Source organism: Stenotrophomonas sp. RIT309, from assembly GCF_000632045.1.
Classification (GTDB): domain Bacteria; phylum Pseudomonadota; class Gammaproteobacteria; order Xanthomonadales; family Xanthomonadaceae; genus Stenotrophomonas; species Stenotrophomonas indicatrix.
On the sequence record NZ_JFYS01000009.1, the window covers coordinates 20,497 to 35,578 of the forward strand.

13 protein-coding genes are annotated in these 15,082 nt (G+C 66.7%); 3 read left to right on the forward strand and 10 right to left on the reverse strand.

All coding sequences use genetic code 11. From position 1 onward, the window contains the following. Positions 1-49: 49 nt before the first annotated feature. The 7 genes from BW38_RS14020 to BW38_RS13990 form a co-directional block, all read right to left on the reverse strand. Positions 50-379: a DUF3325 domain-containing protein gene (locus tag BW38_RS14020; protein WP_032975662.1), complete on the reverse strand. Its 330-nt coding sequence runs from the start codon at positions 377-379 to the stop codon at positions 50-52. After that, positions 376-2,004, reverse strand: coding sequence for a PepSY-associated TM helix domain-containing protein (locus BW38_RS14015; protein WP_032975663.1), 1,629 nt, complete (start codon positions 2,002-2,004; stop codon positions 376-378). Before BW38_RS14015 ends, BW38_RS14020 begins: the two co-directional genes overlap by 4 nt. After that, positions 2,001-2,321: a DUF3649 domain-containing protein gene (locus BW38_RS14010; protein ID WP_032975664.1), complete on the reverse strand. Its 321-nt coding sequence runs from the start codon at positions 2,319-2,321 to the stop codon at positions 2,001-2,003. Before BW38_RS14010 ends, BW38_RS14015 begins: the two co-directional genes overlap by 4 nt. Positions 2,322-2,429: 108 nt before the next feature. Further along, on the reverse strand, positions 2,430-4,655 hold the full coding sequence (locus BW38_RS14005) for a TonB-dependent siderophore receptor (protein WP_032975665.1): 2,226 nt from the start codon (positions 4,653-4,655) through the stop codon (positions 2,430-2,432). A gap of 488 nt (positions 4,656-5,143) precedes the next feature. Then, complete coding sequence (locus BW38_RS14000; RefSeq protein WP_025875354.1) at positions 5,144-6,430, reverse strand: DUF445 family protein; 1,287 nt, start codon at positions 6,428-6,430, stop codon at positions 5,144-5,146. A 119-nt stretch (positions 6,431-6,549) separates the two neighbouring features. Further along, complete coding sequence (locus BW38_RS13995) at positions 6,550-7,434, reverse strand: hypothetical protein (RefSeq protein WP_032975668.1); 885 nt, start codon at positions 7,432-7,434, stop codon at positions 6,550-6,552. A 63-nt stretch (positions 7,435-7,497) separates the two neighbouring features. Continuing rightward, positions 7,498-8,850, reverse strand: coding sequence for an aspartate aminotransferase family protein (locus tag BW38_RS13990; RefSeq protein WP_032975670.1), 1,353 nt, complete (start codon positions 8,848-8,850; stop codon positions 7,498-7,500). A 154-nt stretch (positions 8,851-9,004) separates the two neighbouring features. Between BW38_RS13990 and BW38_RS13985 the strand changes: the two genes are divergently transcribed. Then, positions 9,005-10,501 carry an aldehyde dehydrogenase gene (locus tag BW38_RS13985; RefSeq protein ID WP_032975672.1) on the forward strand — a complete coding sequence of 499 codons (1,497 nt, stop codon included), beginning with the start codon at positions 9,005-9,007 and terminating at the stop codon, positions 10,499-10,501. 6 nt (positions 10,502-10,507) lie between these two features. Here BW38_RS13985 and BW38_RS13980 read toward each other — a convergent pair whose 3' ends face one another. After that, positions 10,508-11,161, reverse strand: a complete 654-nt coding sequence (locus BW38_RS13980; protein WP_235189913.1) for a hypothetical protein — start codon at positions 11,159-11,161, stop codon at positions 10,508-10,510. A gap of 147 nt (positions 11,162-11,308) precedes the next feature. On the opposite strand from BW38_RS13980, the gene BW38_RS13975 reads away from it, so the two are divergent. Continuing rightward, positions 11,309-12,589, forward strand: a complete 1,281-nt coding sequence (locus BW38_RS13975) for an MFS transporter (RefSeq protein WP_025875343.1) — start codon at positions 11,309-11,311, stop codon at positions 12,587-12,589. On the opposite strand, the gene BW38_RS13970 is transcribed toward BW38_RS13975, so the two are convergent. After that, positions 12,590-13,051 (reverse strand): bacteriohemerythrin, encoded by a 462-nt coding sequence (locus BW38_RS13970; RefSeq protein ID WP_025875341.1) that lies wholly within the window; start codon positions 13,049-13,051, stop codon positions 12,590-12,592. Positions 13,052-13,136: 85 nt separating this feature from the next. Continuing rightward, complete coding sequence (locus BW38_RS13965) at positions 13,137-14,480, reverse strand: diguanylate cyclase (RefSeq protein ID WP_032975733.1); 1,344 nt, start codon at positions 14,478-14,480, stop codon at positions 13,137-13,139. Between the two features lie 258 nt (positions 14,481-14,738). Between BW38_RS13965 and BW38_RS13960 the strand changes: the two genes are divergently transcribed. Beyond that, positions 14,739-15,068, forward strand: coding sequence for a hypothetical protein (locus tag BW38_RS13960; RefSeq protein WP_235189914.1), 330 nt, complete (start codon positions 14,739-14,741; stop codon positions 15,066-15,068). Positions 15,069-15,082: the final 14 nt, after the last annotated feature.

The window sequence follows — 15,082 nt, forward strand, 5'->3', positions numbered from 1 at the left end:
GTGGGTCCGGTAGATCCACGCCATGCGTGGATGCGGTACACCGCACGGGTTACAACAGCGCCACCACCAGCCCGATCACCGGCAACGCGATCGCCAGCGGCGCGATCCATTTCGGCCGGTACGGGTACAGCGCGAACGCCAGCACGATTCCACCCAGGGTGAGTGCGCCGAGCCACAGCACCGGGCCCATCGCCCAGCCGTGGTCGACCACGCACAGTGCGAAAGCCACCGTCAGCAGCACCCAGCCCAGCACCCGCCATTGCGTGCGCCGTGCCGGTGATGCCGCGGATTTGCCGTGCAGTTCCTGCTGATGCTTTTCCATCGCCAGCGACAGCGCGGTGAACGCCGTGAACGACAACCCCAGTACCAGCAGCATCATGCGCTGGCCTCCGCTTCCACTGCATCGGCCGGTGCCTTCGTCGCTGCAGCGGCCGCCGCGCGTTTCTTCTTCTCGGCGGCAGTCAGCGGCGGCGTCCAGCGTTGCATGCGCCAGCCGCACAGGGCCAGCATGACGCCGAAGGCGATCATCGACAGGTCGAAACCGGCCAATGCCCAGTCACCGTTGAACAGCGTCACGCCCAGGTGCGCGTGGGTGGTCAATGCGTTGACCACCGGAATCAGCGCGAACGCGGCCGCGCCGATGTACAGCTGCCACGCCCACATCATCCGCTTGGGCCAGATGAAGGCTGCCAGCAGCGAGGCGCCCCACGCGTAGAAGAACACGTTCGCTTCGGCGTTGGAGCGCTCGGCCAAGCCCAGCGGCAGCAGGCGGTTGCCCCAGAAATAGGCGGCGAAGGCGATCGGCAGACCGGCCACGGCGCCGATGTTCAGTGCATCGACCAGGCGCAGGCCGAAGCCGGTGCGACCGCTCTTGGCATGCTTCGGCCGCTCCTTCACCGCCCACAGCACCACGCCGCTGGCCACCATCAGGCAGCCGGTCAGGCCGGACAGGAAGAACAACGCGCGCAGGCCCCAATCGGCAAAGCGGGCCAGGTGCAGGCCATACAGCACGCCACGGGTGGCGGTGGCGCCACCGGAAGGCGGCGTTTCCTGCAGCAGCGCGCCAGTGACCATGTCATAGCGCAGCGCCGGGGTATCGATGGACAGGCGTTTGCCATCGCGCTGGCGGATGTCGATCACCGCATTGGCGGCACCGGGATTGGCAACGCTGAAACCGGCGACCTCGGTGCCGTGCCAATGCGTGCGGGCACTGTCCAGCAGCTGCCGCAGCGGCAGGGGGGCAGCCTTGCCTTCGGCGGGCGCGGTGACCTCGGGCAGGCCACCAAAGGCCTCCGCGTAGAACGCATCCTGGTCGGTGCCGTAGGCCACGTTCACTCCCCACGGCAGGTACATGATCATCAACGTGACGATGCCGGTGTAGGTGATCATCGCGTGGTAAGGCAGGGCCATCACCGCGCTGACGTTGTGGAAGTCCAGCCAGGAGCGCAGGCCCTTGTCCTTCCGGAAGGTGAAGAAGTCCTTGAAGATCTTCTTGTGGGTGATCACGCCGGTGATGATGGCCACCAGCATGAACATCGCGCAGAAGCCCACCAGGTAGCGCGCCCACAGCACGGGAATGTAGTGCAGGTCGAAATGCAGGCGGTAGAAGAAGTCGCCGCCACGGGTCTCGCGGGCCTTCAGCTCGGTGCCGGTGTTCGGGTCCAGGGTGGCATCACCGAAGGCGCCGCGTCGGCCCTTGCTGGGGTCGGCCAGCTCGGCCGGCAACCGCCAGAACATCTGCATGGCCGGATTGCGTGGCTGCGGCAGGGTGACGAACCAGCTCTCGGCCTGTGGTGCGTTGGCCAGCAGGTAGTCGGCCGCGCGCTGCGCCGCTTCGTCGGTGCTTACCGTGCTGCGCGGCAGCTCCGGGCGCATCCAGCGGCTGATTTCCTCGCGGTAGTAGCTGGCGGTGCCGGCCATGAAGATCAGCAGCAGCAGCCAGCCGACCAGCAGGCCGGTCCAGGTATGCAGCCAGGCCATGGATTGGCGGAATCCATTCTTCATGCCCACGCTCCCAGCAGGCGCGAAATGCCGGCCAACAGCAGGGTGGGGGCAAGAATGCCGACCCAGGCACGCAGCGCACTGCGCGTGGCGAACGCCCACAGCGCGGCGCAGGCGGCGACCAGGATCGCCAGCAGCATGCCGGTCAGCACGGCCTGGCCGCGCGCGCCCGGCAGCGCCAGCGCACAGAACACCGTGGTCATCGAGGCAAGCGCGTAGCCGCCGAAGATGGCGGCAAGGGATCGGGACAGCACGCCCCATCGCGGGTTGGCGAAGAAGGTGCTGAGGCGGGGGCTGGCGGTTGCGGGCGAGCGGTCCACGGCGGTCCTGCAGGTTGAATGAAGAGAAGGCCGGCGCACCGAAGCACGCCAGGGTTGGCCATCCGTGGCCGGGTGCCGGTCGCAGAACCGGCACCATCCATCAGGTCATCAGAGTTTCCAGCGCAGCGTCACGCTGACGTTGCGGGGTTCGCCCCAGTACACGCCCTGGTAGAAGCCGACGTTGTTGTAGTACTTCTTGTCCAGCAGGTTGCTGATGTTGAGCTGGGCGCTGAAGTTCTCGTTGAAGCGGTAGCCACCGGCCAGGTTCAGCAGGTAGAACGCGTCCTGGGTGATGCGCGCACTTTCGGTGCGGCCGGTGGTCAGGTAGTCGGCCGTCGGCTTGGTGCTGTTGTTCCAGATGCGGCTCTGCCAGGTCACGCCACCGCCCAGCCAGAAGCGGCCTTCGATGCCGCCCGGCCGCCAGCTGGTGTTGAGGCGGAAGGTTTCCTGCGGGGTGGTGGTCCGTTGCAGCACACCCGCGGCGTTGCGGATCCGGGTACGGGCGAAACCGGCCGAGATGTTCCACTGCTCGCCGATGCTGCCCTGGGTTTCCAGTTCCCAACCCTTCACCTTGTTGCCCTTGCCGGTCGAGCGATAGGCCTGGCCGCCATCGGGCAGCGAGTTCAGCGGCACCGAATCATCGATCTCGGCCACGTTGTCCTGCTTGCCTTCAAACACGGCGGCCGAGGCGTTCAGCAGGCCACCGAAGAATTCAGCCTTGACGCCCGCCTCGTACATGTCGCCGACCACCGGCTCAAGGTAGTTGCCGTTGCGGTCGCGGTAGTTCTGCGGCTTGAAGATGTCGGTGTAGCTGACATAACCGCTGAACATCGAATTGAAGTCGTAGACCAGGCCGGCGTACGGGGTCAGCGTGTCGTCGGGCTTGTAGCCGGTGCGGGTGGTGCGGTTGCGGTTGCCGTTGGCGTCGTAGCCGTAGCCCCACTGTCGGGTTTCCCAGCTGCCATAGCGGGCGCCGACCACGGCCAGCAGCGGGTCGGCCAGGCGCAGGCGCGCGGCGATGTAGGCGGCGCGCTGGCGCAGCTCGTTTTCCGAGGAAAGACGGCCGTAGCGTGTCACCGGCAGGACCGGCACCTTGCCGGTCCAGTTGCGCCAGTCGGGAACCTGCATGTAGCCCGGTGCGCTGGTGTCGAAGCTGGTCGCTTCGGATTCGCCCTTGCGCACGGACTGGCCCAGCCCGAACACCAGCTCATGCTCGCGGCCGAACAGCTGGAACGGGCCGCCGACGTTGACGTCGAACACGTCCATCGTGCTGTGTTCGTTGAAGTGCGAGACGTAGGCGGTGACGCCGGTGCCGTCCGCGCGCGGGTAGCCGGCTGCGCCGTACCAGACGCTGCCATCGGTATCACGCACGGCATGGCTGACGTTGCCCTTCAGCGACCAGCCGCTGCCCAGCTGCTGTTCGAGGCGGGCGAAGGTGGTCTTTTCAATGATCGGCCATTCGCTCCACGACGCCGACAGATTGGTCGAGCGCGGCAGGTTGGCCGGGTTGCCGTCAGCACCCCAGTAAGGCACCACGCCCCAAGTCACGCCCGTGGTGTGCGGTGACTGGTATTCATAGCCCAGCTCGAACAGGGTGCTGCCGGTCAAGTCGGCCTGGACGATGCCGTAGAACACGTCCTTGTCGAGCTTGTAGACATCGCGGAACGAATCGCTCTGCTGCTTGGCCGCGACCACGCGTGCGCGGATGCGCCCGTCCCACGCCACGGGACCGCCCAGGTCGGCTTCCAGGCGCTGGTTGCCCCAGCGCCCCACGGTCAGGTTGCTGCTCATCTGGAAGGTGTCGGTGGGGCGCTTGCGCACCATGCTGATGGTGCCGGACGGATCACCGGCGCCCGTGGTCAGGCCGGTGGCGCCGCGGATCACTTCGATGCGTTCGTAGATGACGTTGTCGGTGTTGGTCTTGATCGACCCACCGAAGGTGTTGAGCATCCCGTCGATCTGGAAGTTCTCGATCGTGTAGCCACGCGAAACATAGCTGATGCGCTCGCTGTCGGTGACCGACACGCTGACCCCGGTGACCTGGCCCATCACGTCGGACAACGAGAACAGCCCCATGTCATCCAGCCGTTGCCGGGTGATGACGGTGACCGACTGCGGCGTCTCGCGCAGCGACAGATCCAGCTTGGTCGCGCTGCGGGTGTTCTTCACCGTGTAGCCGTTTGCGATCTCGCCGTCAGCGGTCACCTTCACCGTGTCCAGCGTGCGCGCATCGGCAGCGAGCGGTGCATCGGCGTGGGCCAGCGGAGCGATCATCACAGCGGTCAGGGCCAGGGCCAGCAGGGTTGGGCGGGGAGTATTCAGGGGAGAAGCCATCGGTGCGATTCCATGCAGGACAAAAAACAGGCGATGGCAAACGCACCCATGGCAGCCATGCGCTCCGCGCACGTCACCCAGCGTGATTCCCATCGACGGCGCGCCACCTGCGGCAGGCAGGCGACCCAGTGGTCGGGGGATGTACACGGGCGAAGGGGCGGGTGGGCGCGTGCTTCCGTGCCCCGCTTGGCTAAGCGTACAACCGATCAGTAAATGATAGGCATTCGCATTTCGTTAAGCAAGTGTGACAGCCCCATTCGTCCCCCGAACATGTGGATCCAGGCAGATCGAGGGGAAACGGTCGAAGGCGGGGCGCTGTGGGTTTGCGGGGTGTGAGCCGCATGGATGCGGCGACCAAGCCCCCAGGGATGGGTTCACGGCGGCCCCGCAAACCCACAGCGCCCTGCCATCCCGCAGGAAACCAGCTGTGGCTGTTGCTCTGGCTCCCGCCTCTGCGGGTGCCGGGCGCAGCCCGGCCGGGAACCCCCTCAGAACCGGAACAGCACCGTAGCCGCATGCAGCAGCAGCCCGATCAGCCCACCCACCAGGGTGCCGTTGAAGCGGATGAACTGCAGGTCGCGGCCCACGCTCAGTTCCAGCTGCTCGACCAGATGACGCTCGTCCCAGCTCTTCACCGTCTGCGCGATATGGGTGGTGACGCCCTCGCGCAGGCGCCCGGTGAGCCGCTGCGCGCCTTCCAGCAGGTGCTGGTTCAATGCCTCGCGCAACGCCGGGTCCGATTGCAGGCTGTCACCCAGCGAGGCCAGGCTGCGCTGCAGATGACCGACCAGTGCCGAATCCTCGCGCTGCAGATCGCCGCGCAGGCTGGCATGGATGCGCGACCACAGGCCCTGCACGTAGTCCTGCAGGGCAGGGTGGTCGATCATTTCCTGCTTGAGCTGTTCGATGCGCTCGGCCAGTGCCGGGTCTTCGCGCAGGCGCTGCACGTAGTTGCCCAGCCATTGTTCGTAGTCCTGGCGCAGCGGGTGCTGCGGCTCGGCCAGCACCTGCTGCAGCTCCTCAAGCACCGCGCGCGCCAGGCGTTCGGCAAGGCTGTCGCCGATCTCATCGATCGGCTTGACCCAGTTCACCGTGCTCGACAGCGTCGGCCATTCGCGCTGGATGTAGCGCACGATCAGCTGCGAGGCGCGCTCCTTCACTTCCGGTTGCTCCAGCCAACGCCCCAGCCGTTGCAGGCCTTCGTCCAGCACGCGCTGGTGGCGGCCATCGGCGGTCAGCAGGCCCAGCAGTTCGCCGGCGGTGGCAGCGGCGTTCCACTGCCTCAGCTGCTGCACCACGAAGCTGTGCAGCTGCCGCCGCACCGCAGCTTCATCGAAGAAGTCCAGCGCCTGCAGCGCCCAGCCACGGGCCATGTCGGCCAGCATCCGTGAACGCGCGGGATCGGCCAGCCAGCTGCCGAGGCGGCTGGCTGGATCGAATACCTGCAGCTTGGCCAGCAGCACCGTCGGTTCCAGGAACTGGTCACGCACGAACAAGGCCAGGCTGTCGCCGATGCGTTCCTTGCTACGCGGAATGATCGCCGTATGCGGAATCGGCAGGCCCATCGGCCGCCGGAACAGGGCAACCACCGCGAACCAATCGGCGAGCGCGCCAACCGCGGCGGCCTCGCAGAAGGCCGAGACCCAGGCCCAGATGCCGCGCTCGCCCTGCCAGTGGCTGACCGCGAAACCGGCCAGCATCAGCAGCAGCAGGCCAAGGGCGAGGGTTTTCAGGCGCCGCAGCTGGGCGCGGCGCGGATCGATGGCAGACGTCATGCCCGAAGTCTACCCGCAGGCCGGTGAGTACCCGGTAGTGCAGGCCGCTGGCCGGCAACCCATGAACGTTGGAAGCACCTTGCAGCTGCCGGCCAGCGGCCGGCACTACCGGGGGATGCTCAGAGCGTTTCCTGCTGCCTGCGCAGATGGGCCAGCTGCGCGCGCAGGGTGTCGTTCTCGCGGGTCAGGGCAACCACGCGGCGGCGCAGCGCCGGGGCATCCTCGCCAAGCTGCTCCAGCGCGGCCAGCACCTCGGCATCGCGGCTGGCGATCTCATCCTCGTTGGCCTCTTCGAAGTCCATTTCCGCCGACTCCGGTTCAGGCTTCGGCGCACGCGGCTTGCGCTTGGACTCACGCACGCGCTTTGCAGCCTGCTTCAGTTCATCCTTGCCACCGGCAGCCGCCGCGCGCTGCTCTTCTTCCGGCAGGTCGGCCACGGCGGCGGCGGCGCTGATCGAGATCATGCCGGCCTTCACCGCTTCCACCACCTCGGCCGCAGCCTGGGCGTGGATGCGCTCGATCATCCCCACCTGGCTGGTGCTCAGCTTGGCTTCGCGGGCCAGTTCGGCGCGGCTGATCTTCGGCGCCGGTTCCCACGGCGGGCTGTCTTCACCGGCCTCGTCGGCGGGCTCGGCGGTGCCGTCGCTTTCGCGCTGCAGCTGCGCCTGTTCGACCTGCTTGCGCGCGGACAGGATGTCGCGCTTGCGCAAGGCCAGCACGCCGCGCTGGAAATCGGAAACGCTGCGCCGGCCCAGGTGCTGCTCGATCATCCATAGGTGCACGTCTTCCATGCTCTGGAAGCGGGTGTTCTGCACGGTGTTGAACGGCAGTCCATGCTTCTGGCAGATGCCGAAGCGGTTGTGTCCATCCACCAGTACGTCGCCCCACAGTACCAGCGCATCGCGGCAGCCTTCGGCGAGGATGCTGCGCTCCAGCGCCTCGTGTTCGTCGGCGGTGAGCGGGTCGATGTAGGCCTTGAGTTCTTCTTTGACGACGATGTTCATGGGCACGGCAACAGGCAGGAGCGGAACCGCCCATTGTACCCGCTCGCCAGCACCTCCCTGGCCTCAGGCGGTGGCCCGGATCATCTCGCCCAGGGTGCCGGTGATCCGGTCGATCTGTGCCTTGTCCACGATCAGCGGCGGTGACAACGCGATGATGTCGCCGGTGCAGCGGACCAGCAGGCGCCCGTCGTGGAAGCAGCGGCGGAACACCTCGTAGCCACGGCTGCCGGGGGCATCCTTGCGCGGTGCCAGCTCCACCGCACCGACAAGGCCGAAGTTGCGGATGTCGATCACGTTCGGCAACCCCTGCAGGGCGTGCAGGCGCTCCTGCCAGTATTCGCCCAGCTCGATCGCGCGCTCGAACAACCGTTCCTCGGCGTAGATGTCCAGCGTGGCCAACGCCGCCGCGCAGGCCAAGGGGTGGCCCGAATACGTATAGCCATGGAACAGCTCGATGGCCTGTGGCGGACCCTGCATGAAGCTGGCATGCACGCTGTCGCCGACCAGCACGCCTCCCAGCGGCACCGCGCCGTTGCTGGCGCCCTTGGCGAAGGTCAACAGGTCCGGGGTGACCCCGAAACGCTGTGCGGCGAACGCCATGCCAACCCGGCCGAAGCCGGTGATGACCTCATCGAACACCAGCAGGATGCCGTGCTGGTCGCAGATCTCGCGCAGTCGTTGCAGATAGCCCGGCGCCGGCAGGATCACCCCGGCCGAGCCGGCGATGGGTTCAACGAACACCGCGGCAATGGTGGACGGATCGTGCAGGGCGATCAGCCGTTCCAGATCGTCGGCCAGCTCTGCGCCCTGGCGTGGCAGGCCCTTGCTGAACGCATTGCGTGACAGGTCCAGGGTATGCCGCAGGTAGTCCACGCCGCCGAGCTGCAGGCCGAACTGGCGGCGGTTGTTGGGCAGCCCGCCCAGTGCCATGCCGCCGAAGCCGACCCCGTGGTAGGCCTTCTCACGGCTGATGAAACGCGTGCGATGTCCCTCGCCGCGCAGGCGGTGGTGGGCCAGCACGATCTTCATCGCTGAATCCACCGCCTCCGAACCCGAGCTGGTGAAGAACACGTGGTTCAGCCCGGCCGGGGCCAGTGCCGCCAATCGCTGCGCCAGGGCGAAGGCCGGCGGCGAACCCATCTGGAAGGCCGGCGAGTAATCGAGGGTGGCGGCCTGCTCGGCGATCGCTTCGACGATGCGTCGGCGCGCGTGCCCTGCATTGCAGCACCACAGGCCAGCGGTGCCATCGAGGATGGCGCGCCCATCGACGTCCTCGTAGTGCATGCCCTCGGCACGTACCAGCATGCGCGGCGCGCCCTTGTACTGGCGGTTGGCAGTGAACGGCATCCAGTACGCGTCCAGTGAATCGGGGCGCTGGGTGGCCAGGTCGTGCAGGTCGCTTGCAGGGGTTTTCATGCCGGCTCCGTCGGGTCCGATGGGTGCGACTCTAGCGCAGCCGCGTCACGGTTCTGTCGGCAGGCATGGCCCGGCGAGCGCGCAGCGCGGTCGATCACGGTGGGGTCGCGGCCGCGCCGGTATAAACAAGGAACGTTGATTGCTGGAGCGACCCATGGCCGACTTCCCCGACCGCAGCCACTGGCAGGCCCTGCGCAGCCGCGTGGCGATTCCTGCGCAAGCGTTCATCGATGGCCGCTACGTGGATGCCGCCAGCGGCGCGCGCTTTGATTGCATCAGCCCGATCGACGGGCGTGTACTGGGTGCGGTGGCCGACTGTGATGCACAGGACGTCGAGCGTGCGGTGGCCTCGGCGCGCTGCGCGTTCGAGGCAGGCCACTGGTCGCAGGCCAGCCCCGCCCATCGCAAGCGCGTGCTGCTGGCGCTGGCCGCGCTGGTGGAGACGCACGCCGATGAGCTGGCCCTGCTGGAAACGCTGGACATGGGCAAGCCGATCCGCGATGCGCGTCGCATCGATCTTCCCGGCGTGGTGCGCTGCCTGACCTGGACCGCTGAAGCGGTGGACAAGCTGTACGGTGAAATCGCCCCCACCGGTCCGCACGAGCTGGGCCTGGTCACGCGCGAGGCCGCAGGCGTGGTGGCGGCCATCGTGCCGTGGAATTTTCCGCTGCTGATGGCGTGCTGGAAGATCGCGCCGGCATTGGCGATGGGAAATTCAGTAGTGCTGAAACCCTCCGAGCGCTCGCCACTGAGTGCGTTGCGGCTGGCCGCACTGGCGGCCGAAGCGGGATTGCCGGACGGCGTGCTCAACGTGCTGCCCGGTCACGGCTCACGCGTGGGCGAGCCGCTGGCCCTGCACATGGACGTGGACGTGCTGGCCTTCACCGGCTCCACCGCTACCGGCGCCAGGCTGCTCGAATACGCGGGGCGCTCCAACCTCAAGCGGGTCTGGCTGGAATGCGGTGGCAAGAGCCCGCACGTGGTGTTCGCCGACGCGCCGGACCTGGATGCAGCCGCCAAGGGCGTGGCGCAGGGCATCTTCTTCAACCAGGGCGAAGTCTGCACCGCCGGTTCGCGGTTGCTGGTGCAGCGTTCGATCCGCGATGACTTCGTGCACCAGGTGATCGCCTACGGCCAACGCATGCAGCCCCGCCATCCGCTGGAGGCCGATGCACCGATGGGGGCGCTGGTCGATGCCGCGCACGTGGACAAGGTACTGGCCGACATCGCCCGGGCCGAAGCCGATGGCGCGCGCCTGCTGCTGGGCGGCCAGAGAGCCGAAGTGGAGGCGGGCGGTTGCTACGTGCAGCCGACGGTGTTCGACCAGGTACGCCCGGAACAGGCATTGGCCCGCGAGGAAGTGTTCGGCCCGGTGCTGGCGGTGCTCGGCTTCGATGACGAAGCCGAGGCCGTGCGCTTGGCCAACGACAGTCGCTATGGACTGGCCGCCGGCCTGTGGACGCGGGATCTTGGACGCGCCCATCGCGTAGCCCGCCAACTGCGCGCGGGCAGCGTGTGGGTGAACGGCTGGGATGGCGGTGACATGACGGCACCGTTCGGTGGCTACAAGCAGTCCGGCAACGGTCGTGACAAGTCGCTGCACGCCTTCGACAAGTACAGCGAGATCAAGGCCACCTGGATCCAGCTGTAGACCGCGCTACCGGCAGCTTGCACTGACCTGCAGCACCGCCTCGCGCAGCAACTGCCGGTCCACTTCCTCCACTGCGTTCTGGAAGTAGTGCATGTCCTGCTGGCCCAGCGTGCACGGGTCAACCATGTAGCCCGGTGGCCAGGTGCCGAGCATCTGGGCAACACCCTGCAGGATCTGCTCGGGCGTCATTTGCCGGTGGATCCGGAAAGGTGGGCGACGGGGGGCGAACGCCGCATGCACCTCACGGCGGCCGATCAGCTTTGCGGCCACACCCTCGGCAGTGATGCCATCGCCACCATCGATGCTGCCAGCCGGCAGCCTCAGATTCAGTGGTTGGTTGCGCGCAGCCGCGCTGCGTTGCCGATCGACATGCGCTGAGCGCTGCTCGGCCTGCGCAGTAGGAAGCGCGGGGGCGTGCGGAATCTGGTGCGGCGCAGCCGACGGCCGTGATGCATCGACAACCTGAGGGCTCATCGGCGGCGCTTCCGGCGGCAGCCAACGCAGGCTGATCCGCGAATTGTCGTGTGCGATCAAGGCGATGCGCCCCGCATGCAACAGCCACCACAGCATCAGCAGATGCACCAGCAGCACCGCCAGCCATGCAGCCAGGCGAGGCAGCAGCGGGGAATCGGAGCATGACTGCGGGGCGGCAGAACTCATCGGTGAAGCATCCATGCAGGGACCGGTGGTGCAGCGTAGCGGCCCCCCGGAAAGAATTCGTTGGCGTCGGTGTCGCCTGAAACCATTGCCCCGGCGGGGCGGCCAAGCGTGGCAGAATCGGTCGATCCGCCGTTACCCGCCTTGCCGATGTCGACGATCACCGCTGCCGCGCCACCCGTGAATTCTCCCCGCCGTGTCCTGCTGGCCAGCCTGATCGGCACTACCATCGAGTTCTTCGACTTCTACATCTACGCCACCGCCGCGGTGCTGGTGTTCCCGCACCTGTTCTTCCCGGAAAGCAGCGACCAGGCCGCCTTGCTGCAGTCCCTGGCCACCTTCGCGGTGGCGTTCATCGCACGCCCGGTGGGCTCGGCGGTGTTTGGTCACTTCGGGGACCGTATCGGCCGCAAGGCCACCCTGGTGGCCGCGCTGCTGACCATGGGCCTGTCCACGGTCGCCATCGGCCTGCTGCCCACCCATGCGCAGATCGGCCTGTGGGCGCCGGCACTGCTGGCGCTGTGCCGCTTCGGCCAGGGGCTGGGCCTGGGCGGCGAATGGGGTGGGGCGGTGCTGCTGGCCACCGAGAACGCACCACCGGGCAAGCGCGCCTGGTACGGCATGTTCCCGCAGCTGGGTGCACCGATCGGCTTCCTTCTGTCAGCCGGCATCTTTCTGCTGCTCGGCCGCTTTCTGGGCCAGGACGATTTCCTGCAATGGGGCTGGCGCATTCCGTTCGTTGCCAGCGCGCTGCTGGTCGGCCTTGGCCTGTGGGTGCGGCTGAACATCCACGAGACACCGGATTTCAAGCGCGCGCTGGAGCGCAAGGCGCCGGTGCGCCTGCCGATGTGGACGGTGCTGCGCGACCATCCGCTGCCGATGCTGCTGGGCACGCTGGGTGCGTTCGCCACCTTCGTGCTGTTCTACCTGATGACGGTATTCAGCCTCGGCCATGGCACCGCCGTGCTCGGCTACAGCCGCGAGCAGTTCCTGCTGATGCAGATGGTGGCGATGCTTTTCTTCGCCGCCGGCATTCCGCTGTCGGCACGCTACGGTGATCGCTGGGGAACGCGCCGCACGATGGCCATCGCCAGCCTGCTGATCATCGGCTTCGGTGTGCTGTTCGCGCCGTTGTTCCAGGCCGGCAGCCCGTGGCTGGTACTGACGTTCCTGTGCCTGGGCCTGTTCCTGATGGGGCTGACCTACGGCCCGTGCGGCACGTTCCTGGCCGAAATCTATCCGGTGGAAGTGCGCTACACCGGTGCCTCGCTGTCGTTCAACCTGGCCGGCATTCTGGGCGCAGCCCCGGCGCCGTACCTGGCGACCTGGCTGGCCGAGCGTTATGGGCTGGTCGCGGTCGGCTACTACCTGTGCCTGACCGCAGTGATCACCCTGTGCGCGCTGCTCGCCCTGCAACGCCGCCAGCGCTGATCAGCCGAAGAAGCGCTTGAGCGTGCGGCCCAGCCAGCCGCCGCTCTGGTGCTCGCGGGCAAACTGGTTCAGGTGCTGCTTGACCTGTTCGGCATAGGCCTGGTCGTCGCCGCGGATGTGGTTGAACAGCCAGCGCGAGAGCATGGTGCGCAACTCGTCACTGATGTCCTCACCGGCCTGGAAGCGCATGCGGTATTCCGATACCCGCTTGATGAAGACCTCATGCACACGCTTGTGCGCGGCACAGAACGGGTAGCCTGCCTCCTCCATCAGCTCTTCTTCGAATGCGAAGTGCGACATGGTGTAGTCCACCACCTCGTCGATCACTTCGCCCACCGCTGCCCGCTGCAGGCTGGTCTGCGCCACGTGCAGGTGGTTGAGCATTTCGATGATGCGGCGGTGTTGCTGATCGATCACATCGATGCCGATGTTCAGATCGTCCTGCCAGACCAGTAGTGCCATCCCCGGCTCCCCTTCATGCTGATGTCGGGGCCGACTGTAGAGGCGCCGCCCACGGGCGGCGTTGATCTGGATCAAGGCATGCCTGTCAGGACAGCGCAGCCTCGCGCGGGCGCAGCGGGCTGGCCACCGTGGTGCAGCTGACCCGGTTGCGGCCTCCGGCCTTGGCCAGGTACAGCTGGCGATCGGCCTCGGAAATCAGCCGGTGCAGCGCATCACGCTGCGGCCGCAGGCAGCACAGGCCGATGCTGACCGTCATGCGCAGCGTGGCACTGCCGATGTCCACTTCCAGCGCGGCGATGCGCTGGCGCAGCTCCTCGAAATAGAGCAGGGCTTCGTCCTGTTCCATGTCCGGCACCAGCAGGCAGAACTCCTCGCCGCCGAAGCGCGCGATCAGGTCCTGGCCGCGCGCGTGGTCGCCGACAGCACGGGCTACCGCACGCAGCGCATCGTCACCCGCTTCGTGGCCGTGGGTGTCGTTGATGTGCTTGAAATGGTCGATGTCGATCATCGCCACCGCCACGCACTGGCCATGCAGCTGCAGTTGCGGCAGCTGGCGCTGGCTCTGTTCCAGGAAGCAGCGGCGGTTGGGCAGGCCGGTGAGGAAATCGCGGGTAGCGAGGTCCTGCAGCGTGCCGATCAGTTCCAGCTGGTCCACATTCTGCGAGACGCGGCAGAAGAACTCTTCACGCGAGAAGGGTTTGCGCAGGAAGTCATTGGCGCCGTTCTTCAGGAAGCGCGGAATGAGCGACGCATCGGTATTGCCGGAAATGCCGATCACCGCCACCTTGTCGCGCGAGCGCAGGGTACGCAGGCGGCGGGTGAACTCCACGCCCTGCATGCCCGGCATCTCCTGGTCGACCACGGCCAGGCGGATCGCCGGGTGCGCCTCGATCGCCGCCAGGCCTTCGCTGCCATCGGCCGCCTCGTACACCTCATGACCGTACATGCGCAGCAGGGCGGCGGCATAGCCGCGTGCGGACGGCGAGTCGTCCACCACCAGCGCGGCGATGCGCCGGTTGCGTTCCAGGCGCTGCACCAGCCAGACCAGATAGTCGATGCTGCCCGGAGTGTTCTTCAGCACGTAATCGATGATCTGCTGCTGCAGCACGCGCTTGCGCAGGTCCTCGTCGTACACGCCGCTGACCACCACGGTCGGCAGGTTGCGCTTGAGGAAGAACTCGACCACCGCGTCGCGGTCGCCATCGGCCAGCACCAGCCCGGTCAGCACCAGGAACCAGCCGCCTTCTTCACTGAGCAGGCGATCGGCTTCGGCCAGCGAGCTGGCCACCACCACCGGCAGCTCCAGGCGCTGTTCGATGGCTTCGCGCAGCATGCCGGTGAAGGCACGGGAATTTTCCACCAGCAGGATGCGCTGCGGCAGCGGATCGGCCAGGTCGCCATCGACAGCGGCCTGCGGCAGGACGGGCATGATGCGGTGGCTCACGTGGGAGGGCTCGGCACCGATAGCGGCGGTTTCAGGTGCAACTTTAGGACAAAAACGTCCGTACCCGCTGCCTGGCACATTGATTGGATGGGAAGCGGTTAGTATCTGCTGGAGGTTCCTGACGTTAACTTCGACCTGGAGGTCACTGTGCGATTTTCATGTTTTGGTGCGACCACTGCATTTTTGATTCTCGCCGCTGCCCCGGCATTCGCGGGCGGTCCGTCGGACTTCCATGGAAAGCCGTTGGCAACTGCTGGACTGGGTCAGGCAAGTCCTGCCGCGATCAATCTCAGTCAAGACCCCAGCTGGCAGCTGTTTGGATTCCAGCGCGATGGGATCACCTATCTACAGGTGAATGACCTGCTCGGAAACGTGCAGTTGATCATCGGCAATGCTGGAGGCACATACTGGGTGCTGCCGGCAGGCAACAACGCGGCCCGGGTTTCGCTGCCCCAGCAGCAGATCCAGATACCGGCAGGTGCCACCCGCTCGCAGATCTACAGCGCCAGTGATTTCTCGCTGGTGCGTTACCGCAGCGGCAGCGACGTTATCTGGTCGGTCGAAACACCGTAAAGACAGTGAGGAGC

Bases quoted from the DNA above. Each gene is read 5' to 3' on its own strand.
- BW38_RS14020 (WP_032975662.1), bottom strand. From the start codon at position 379: ATGATGCTGCTGGTACTGGGGTTGTCGTTCACGGCGTTCACCGCGCTG.
- BW38_RS14015 (WP_032975663.1), bottom strand. From the start codon at position 2,004: ATGAAGAATGGATTCCGCCAATCCATGGCCTGGCTGCATACCTGGACC.
- BW38_RS14005 (WP_032975665.1), bottom strand. From the start codon at position 4,655: ATGGCTTCTCCCCTGAATACTCCCCGCCCAACCCTGCTGGCCCTGGCC.
- BW38_RS14000 (WP_025875354.1), bottom strand. From the start codon at position 6,430: ATGACGTCTGCCATCGATCCGCGCCGCGCCCAGCTGCGGCGCCTGAAA.
- BW38_RS13995 (WP_032975668.1), bottom strand. From the start codon at position 7,434: ATGAACATCGTCGTCAAAGAAGAACTCAAGGCCTACATCGACCCGCTC.
- BW38_RS13990 (WP_032975670.1), bottom strand. From the start codon at position 8,850: ATGAAAACCCCTGCAAGCGACCTGCACGACCTGGCCACCCAGCGCCCC.
- BW38_RS13985 (WP_032975672.1), top strand. From the start codon at position 9,005: ATGGCCGACTTCCCCGACCGCAGCCACTGGCAGGCCCTGCGCAGCCGC.
- BW38_RS13980 (WP_235189913.1), bottom strand. From the start codon at position 11,161: ATGAGTTCTGCCGCCCCGCAGTCATGCTCCGATTCCCCGCTGCTGCCT.
- BW38_RS13975 (WP_025875343.1), top strand. From the start codon at position 11,309: ATGTCGACGATCACCGCTGCCGCGCCACCCGTGAATTCTCCCCGCCGT.
- BW38_RS13970 (WP_025875341.1), bottom strand. From the start codon at position 13,051: ATGGCACTACTGGTCTGGCAGGACGATCTGAACATCGGCATCGATGTG.
- BW38_RS13965 (WP_032975733.1), bottom strand. From the start codon at position 14,480: ATGCCCGTCCTGCCGCAGGCCGCTGTCGATGGCGACCTGGCCGATCCG.